The 7,526-nt window shown below is 35.7% G+C and carries 6 protein-coding genes; 4 read left to right on the top strand and 2 right to left on the bottom strand.

What is annotated here, in order from left to right; translation table 11 throughout:
- Together J7E63_RS22100 and J7E63_RS22105 are read right to left on the bottom strand one after the other, a co-directional pair.
- Positions 1-411 (bottom strand): sulfatase/phosphatase domain-containing protein (locus tag J7E63_RS22100; protein ID WP_285289964.1); only part of this gene is annotated, 411 nt, incomplete at its 3' end.
- A 1,294-nt stretch (positions 412-1,705) separates the two neighbouring features.
- Positions 1,706-2,821 carry an IS110 family RNA-guided transposase gene (locus tag J7E63_RS22105; RefSeq protein WP_215016552.1) on the bottom strand — a complete coding sequence of 372 codons (1,116 nt, stop codon included), beginning with the start codon at positions 2,819-2,821 and terminating at the stop codon, positions 1,706-1,708.
- A gap of 981 nt (positions 2,822-3,802) precedes the next feature.
- On the opposite strand from J7E63_RS22105, the gene J7E63_RS30610 reads away from it, so the two are divergent.
- From J7E63_RS30610 to J7E63_RS22120, 4 genes are all read left to right on the top strand, one after another.
- Positions 3,803-3,943 carry a CotG/ExsB N-terminal domain-containing protein gene (locus J7E63_RS30610; protein WP_374193781.1) on the top strand — a complete coding sequence of 47 codons (141 nt, stop codon included), beginning with the start codon at positions 3,803-3,805 and terminating at the stop codon, positions 3,941-3,943.
- A gap of 600 nt (positions 3,944-4,543) precedes the next feature.
- Entirely contained in the window at positions 4,544-5,494 is a 951-nt protein-coding gene (locus tag J7E63_RS22110) for a glycosyltransferase family 4 protein (RefSeq protein WP_215016554.1), read from the top strand.
- Between the two features lie 156 nt (positions 5,495-5,650).
- A complete protein-coding gene (locus J7E63_RS22115) occupies positions 5,651-6,853 on the top strand; it encodes a glycosyltransferase (RefSeq protein WP_215016556.1) in 1,203 nt (400 codons plus the stop codon).
- A gap of 443 nt (positions 6,854-7,296) precedes the next feature.
- Positions 7,297-7,526: hypothetical protein (locus J7E63_RS22120; protein WP_215016558.1), on the top strand; the 230-nt coding region annotated here is incomplete at its 3' end.

Below are 7,526 nucleotides of genomic sequence, written 5' to 3' on the forward strand. Positions count from 1 at the left end.
CCATTCAGGAGGTCTTGTTTCTTCTTTTGACCCCGATATGCCTAATGCTTGGGCGTAATAATAGATTAGCTTGTAGCGATGCGTTCGAATACCATAATGGGAATAAACGTTATGGTATTTATCAAGATGCATCCAATACCGGTAATACACAGACGTTCGCCAACCCATGGGAATTGTTCCGTTGAATAACAGCCGCAAGCTCTGGCCCTGCATGTCTTTAGGAATCCTGACTCCGGCAAAATCCAGGATGGTGGGGGCAAAATCCACGTTCAGCGCCGTCGCTTCTGTCACAGAACCCGGTTTAATCTCTCTCGGGTACCGGATGAGAAAAGGCATCCGTATAGACTCTTCGTACATATCAATCGTACCTTCTCCTGTTCGCGAAACGATTCGACTGTAGATTTGCTCCAATAAGGGGTACCTGCAAATTCAACATCCGCCTTCGGTATTTTCCCTCGATGTAGTACACATTTAATTTCCGCTTATCATAATTCAAGCCATGTTGCGATAAGAAATATCCTATTGAAAGTATTACTTGGACTAGTGTATTAAATACATTGCAGAAAAAATTATAACAATTATAACATTTGATATTTTGTTTTTTTATAAAAATTTGTACCACCCTTTTAAGTAGTAAGGTATTAAATTAGGTATACTAATTACGAACTAACTACAAAAAAACACAATAAGAGAATCCTACTTCTAAGGTGTGGCTAGTCTACAATGTAATGAGAAGTCCATGACTAACTAAACTAAAATTAATTGTGTTAAAATTGCCTTTATAAATGATTGGGATGGCCTTGGTTGTCTGTGTCTTGTTTTTCTTCAGAACTTCGTTACCCTAAGTGAAATTATGTCAATGCTTCAGTATCTTTAAAAGGAAATGTAACAAAGAGGGGACTAATTGGGTAACGGGTTCCGTTGCCTATCGCAAACATTAAAAATGTAAGTTAAAATGAGTGCCAAATTGTATATAAATTTGACACTCATTTTTTATTGGTATAAAGCTACTTGTATGGAAATTAGGTTAAAATTTGTATAGGAAAATGCACCCCAAATTGTAAGGGTACAATGGCTGTTGTACCCTTACAATTTCCCCTACAATTTGATAGACAAATCGACTTACAAAAAATGTTTAGGCTAGACGATAAATTGGATATTCATGTTAAGAATAAATTGAAGTTTGTGAAAAAATGTACTGATATGAACGAAACTGTCAATGCTCCCTACCCAAATTGATTTTGGTTTCAGTTTTTGGGTAACTCTAAGAAGAGAAGCGTTTTTCGGCTTCTTTGCTTATAAGTTTGGATTGAGCCTTAAGGCTAGGGGATCTCCTTCTCAGCTTACAGACTGCTCCTCAATCTCCAAATTGGCTGTCAAGTGCTTTCCTTGACAGGCAATTTGGAGATTGAGATACTTTTTAAAGCTGAGAATGAATAAATTTCTCCTTTCATATTGATATTAAAAAGTTAAACACACGGCACGAAGGCAAAAATCTCAACTGCGGTTAGCACTCTGATATTCGTGGGTTTTCACATTTTATCTTTCCGTATAAAGGAGCTTCCACTAACTTAAAACGTGCGTTAGCCTATTTGGCATAGCACAAGTACATTTCGTGGTTTCTCCTTACCGGTTTTTACCTTTGCCTCCGAGCCCTATGCTCCGACTTTTAACGAAAAATTAAACATCATTTTATTCGTAATTTTTACTTTGTTATGAAGCTATTGTCAACTTCTTGAGTTACTGCCCAGATAAATCCTGCTAATTCTCTTGCAATGGCTGTTAATGCCTTTCCAAATGCCTTTCCACGTGATAGTAAACGAAAATATTTTTTATGAAGGCGATTTTGAGCTTTCCATGAGATCATTTGAACATTAGGCAACTGTCCTTCTAGTCTTTTCTTTAAATCTCCCTTTATAGCAGGCGGAAATCGATAACTCCAAGCTGCTTCTACAAGCAACCGACGAACATGACGATTGCCTGTTTTGGTAATATTACCTTGCCTTCTGGTTTCACCACTAGAACTTTCACTTGGAATTAACCCAACGTAGGACATTAATTTTTTGGGAGAAGCAAATCTTTTAAATGATCCTATCTCAGCCACAAGACTAGTAGCTGTAATCGTAGCTATTCCCCTTAATGATTGTAGTGCTTGAATCATTGGCGCATGGTAACCTTCGGTTGATTGTAATTTTATTTCTTCCTCTAATCGTTTTACCCTTTGCTCAATTTCTTGAAGATGGTGCAGATACTCTTGAAAAACTACTTTGGATGTTGAACGTTCAAACTTTAGAGTATTTAACCATTCACGATATCTACGAGTCCACTTTTTTCCTTTGAAAGGAGGGTGAATATCATTCCGTAAAAGGAATTTAGATAATCGATGTTTGGCTCTTAATTCATCTTCTTTGGCATCTTCACGAGCCCGAACTAAATCCCGAAGGGCTTCGTCATCTTCTGTTGGCACATAAACAGGAGTTAATTCGCCGGCGCGAAATAACTTTGCTAGTTTAATGGAATCCCTACGGTCAGTTTTAATACGCTCACCTGGTTTTTTAGGGATTAAAGATGGTGCGATTACTTCACACTCAATTCCTAGGGTAAGAAAAAGTCGATGTAAACCATAGCCAGTTGGTCCAGCTTCATAACACACTCGAAGATTCTCTTTTTCTCCAAGCTTTTTTACTAACTTTCTAATGGATTCCGGAGTGTTAGGAATCATTCCCCAATACCTTGGCTCCTCACGACCTTCATCTGCAATGGCAACGGCAATTTTTTCCTTTGAAACGTCTAAACCTACATATTTAATGGTATCCTTCATAATAGCTAGCTCCTTCCGTAATGTAGCTCTGATTTGGTTTGTTTTTCCAGTAAACAGTGTAACCAAATTAACCTACGGTGTTACGAGTAAGGAGCTAGTTTCGTTCATGATAACTTAAGCTAACGGGCAGGATAGTTGAAGAATCGTCTTTAGCTCTTATTTAACAATCGGGCCATTATATATAGTATGAATTTCTACCGTATTCAACGTAAGTAATGATACAAAAATGACCGAATTTCTATCTTTGCTAACACATTATATAGAGTTATTTTTTATAGTATTCAACGTATTCAAAGATATGGAAATAGATATGTCTAACAGGGGAAAGATACGACCTTGAAGTTTAGTGTGGAAGTGTACTCCTTCCACACTAAGCTTTAAGGCTAGTAAGCGAAAGCGCGGTAGGGATGAGTGATTAATAAAATTTTTCAAATTGGTAAAGTTAAAGAAAACGAATGGGATTAGGGGGCATTTGGATGAGTAGTTCAAATCGAGTACCAATATTAATAAAACGCACCCATATAAGGTTAGTTTGAAGGGTTAAGCATTGGAGCGGATTCTCACTATCCAGTCAATCCTGCTTATAAAAATGAAGGTACCTTCTCATTTGAAGGAGAGCTTGAAAAAGTGGTTTACGAACTTCAGTAAAGAAGGTTTCTATTAGGAAAAGGCAGCTAGTGACTTTTGTGTAGTATTAGGAAGAGATTTTTTATAGGTTTCTAGATACATTGGCTTCCGATAGTCTTGATTATGTTAAATACAGCTGGCGCAGGCCGGCTTTGTTGTTTTCCTCTACATATTTTTTGACTGGTCATCAATATAAAAAAAGGAGCTGTTAGACTACCTAAATAATATCGTAAGCTTCGTCGTTTTCGTACCAGTCTTTATCAAATTTATCGTTCGGATCCAATAGCAATGTACCGTTTTTATCTGACTCATATTTGCGCGGCGAAATACCTAATTCTTCATCAAGTTGTTTAAATTGAAGAAGCGATAAGAGAGGTTGAAGAACTAGGATTAAGTAGTTTTATGTTTCAAGATCCTCGTGGTCAAAGAAATTTTCGCCGCAGCTCTTCTCACTGTTCCAGCCGTCGCTCTGGTTTTCGTTTTCGAGGTCGTTAAACGGTTCTCTTTGAAAAGTGTTGTCGACGTTTTTCAGGAACCGTTAATTAAAAACATTAAGGATTTTAAGCTAAAGATTCTAAAAAAATGGGCTGTGATATCAAAATTACTTCCCTTTCTGGGGTTCAACCCACATTTTTGTAAGTGAAATTTGTGGTTCTACTTTACAGGTACTGGTATCGAAGCAGCGGTAACGGAGACAAATTGTTGCGCTTTTACACCCTTAGATTTTCCTATCTTCCAAAGCGATCTATCGGCACGGATATTTATTTCTTCTCCTTTAGTACTTCAATTACGATAAAGGCTTAAAAAAATTATTTCACCACATTATAATGTGTTTTTTTTTGTAAATGAAGACAAACAAAGGATTTACTCTTCGTTATTATATATTTCATGAGAAATGACCTATTCCAATTCGTTTCTCTTTAATATAAATAAAGAAAGTAAGTAAATGATTTTATTAAAGGAGGTACAACTGGTCATCTGGACTAACAGCAGATTGAGAATACGAATGCTCTACAGACCGATAGGAGTCGCATTAGGGCAATTTTAATTATAATGTGCACACTATGTCAATTCTTGTAGGAAGGACAATGGTTAATGAAAAAACATTTACTTGTATATGATGTAGATTGGTGGGTATTAGGGAAACATGCTCAATTAGTAAATCAAAATTACCCACAATTAGAAATTATGTCTTTAGAGGAATTTTACAATCAATTAGGACTATTCGGTCCCCAATATTTTAATGATAAATTTGACGTCATATCAACGATGTGTTTAGGGATTGCACAGACATTGATTTCAAATGGAATACGGGTTGATAGTTCTGCAGCTGTTTCTTATTACTATTTTATGGAGAATCACTATGCTTTCCGTGATTGGATGGATCAACCAATCTATAACAATGATTTTATAAAAGAATATTTAAGTAAAATAAAATCAATTGGAGCAATTAATACCAAATTAACCAAAATTTTAAAAAACATCTCCCCGAATGCTAACGTGAAATATATAAAACAATTCGTGGATACAGAACATTTTAAACCAAAGCAAACAAGTAAAAACCCAGATGAATTTGTAATTGGTTGGGTTGGAGATACCGAAAAGTATTGTAAAAATTACTATACAACCTATTTACCTATCGTTGAAGCGTTTAAAAACCATCAAATTATCCATTTTAAGGAAGCAACGATGGAATCGTTTATATCACCGGAAGATATGCCTGATTTTTATAACGGACTAGATTTATTAATCATTACTGGAAATCATGAGGGGGGACCTGCTCCAGCTCTTGAAGCGTATGCATGTGGAATACCAGTACTTTCAAGTAACATTGGATATGTGATGGATGTAACTCATCCAGAAGCACAGTCATTTATAATAGATAGTAATGATCCACGTGATTTTATTTCGAAAATAAATGAAATCATAAAGACAAGAAGTACGTTGAAGGAGGTTGGCAACACCTGCTGTCAGTATGTAAACGAAAATTTTTCAATAAAAAACACAATCCATGATTGGGTCAATCAATTATTTCAATACAATTGATGGTAAGAAACAATAAAAAAGAATCGTACTATCCAGTTTTAAAGGAAAGAATTTGATAGTATAACTCTAATAGAGAAGGGAGTTCTTAAAATAGTTAGTAAAAATAAATTAAAATCAGTACCGTCAAAGGAATCTGTAAAGAAAATTTGCCTCTGCATGATTGTAAAAAATGAAGCAAAAATAATTCAAAGATGCTTAGATTCGGCTAAACCCATTATTGATTTTATCTCAATTTGTGATACTGGCTCCAGTGATCATACACCAGAAATTATTCAAAAATGGGGCCAAGAAAATAACATCCCTGTTACAATGCACTATGAAACTTTTAAAAATTTTGGATATAATCGAAGTTTAGCTGTATCATTGGCTCAAGAGACATATCCAGAGTCAGATTATTTACTGTTGCTCGATGCTGATATGGTTTTAGAAGTAGATTCTAAATTTGATAAGAGCTGCTTAATCGAAGGTCAATATCTAACAATGCAGTATAATGGACAAATTAAATATTGGTTAACTCGTCTACTAAAGACAACCTTACCTTGGAAATCGGTTGGAGTGACTCATGAATATTGGGACATTGATTATTCAAGATTGAATGCGGAACAATATCCTTACTTTAATACAACGGGAAAATTAGATAGCCTTGTAGTTAATGATCAGGAAGATGGCGGGAGTAAGACTGACAAATTTGAAAGAGATAAGCGCTTGTTGCTTGAAGGGATCCAGGATGAATCAACTCCTCCCGATTTACAGATTAGATATATTTTTTACTTAGCACAAACATTTATGTGTCTTGAGGAATTTGAGGAAGCAATTAAATGGTATAAAAAGCGAGTAGACGCTGGTGGATGGGTGGAGGAAGTTTTTTACTCTCTTTTCCAAATCGGTATTTGCTATGAGAGTTTAGTAAATCTTTGTTCCAACAAACGTCAACAAATAGTAAAGGAATCTACAGAAAATACATCCATAAACCAATCTATTATTGATCAATTAACGGAAGATGAAGAAAATTTTTTTGCTTTAGCAATTCAATATTATCAAAATTCTTGGGAATTCAGACCATGTAGAGCTGAACCTTTATACCAGTTAGCAAAAATGCATCGATTAAAAGGAAAAAACAACATAGGATTGATGTATGCACTACTTGGGAAAGAAATTCCCTTTCCTAAAGATGATATTCTTTTTGTTGACTACCATGTTTATGATTACCTTTTTGATTATGAAATTTCAATATGTGCTTATTATATTGATAAAAAACGCTATCTAGGGAGTGCTGCTCAGAAACGTCTTCAAAAAAAAATAAATGAATTACCAACAGTGATCGCAGAATCCGTTAAAAATAATTTCCAATTTTATTAATACTCTCCAGCAGCACCAGTTGCTCCATGATAGATCCCAACTGAATATTAAAAAAATGAAGAAGAGGTCCTCTTCTTTTTTGTCATTCCCCCTTTGATAAAACTTAAAATTTCCTTTAGACCATTCTGTATGGAGTAAGCGGGCTGACAATGTAATCCTTTACGCATTCTTATTATTAAGTCAGTTAAACATAATATCTCCGTCATTTTTGGCTGATACATAGGGTCGAGCTCAAATATATATAGGATTTTTTTGTATGTAAATTAATGGAATATACAAAAGTCTCTTATAAATTAAAACAAGACTTTTTTACGTAACCTCTTCTCTGAACTTCAACATACTAAAATAAACCTATTAAGTTTGGGGACTAACACAAGCTGATTCTAATATCTTTCATATATTGGTATATATTTGAATTCATACAAATTGAGGTGCATTTATTAATGTCTAAACATAAAGGACCAACAGGACCACCAGGTAAGCCAGGACCACCAGGTAAGCCAGGACCACCAGGTAAGCCAGGTAAGCCAGGGCCACCAGGGTCACCAGGAGCTACAGGACCAACGGGACCAACGGGACCAACGGGACCAACGGGACCAACAGGACCAACGGGACCAACAGGACCAACAGGACCAACGGGACCAACGGGACCAACGGGACCAACGGGACCAAC

The sequence above is a fragment of the Bacillus sp. ISL-75 genome (genome assembly GCF_018613095.1).

Coding starts and splice junctions, on each gene's coding strand:
- J7E63_RS22105 (WP_215016552.1), bottom strand. CDS start 2,821: ATGAAGGATACCATTAAATATGTAGGTTTAGACGTTTCAAAGGAAAAA.
- J7E63_RS22110 (WP_215016554.1), top strand. CDS start 4,544: ATGAAAAAACATTTACTTGTATATGATGTAGATTGGTGGGTATTAGGG.
- J7E63_RS22115 (WP_215016556.1), top strand. CDS start 5,651: ATGATTGTAAAAAATGAAGCAAAAATAATTCAAAGATGCTTAGATTCG.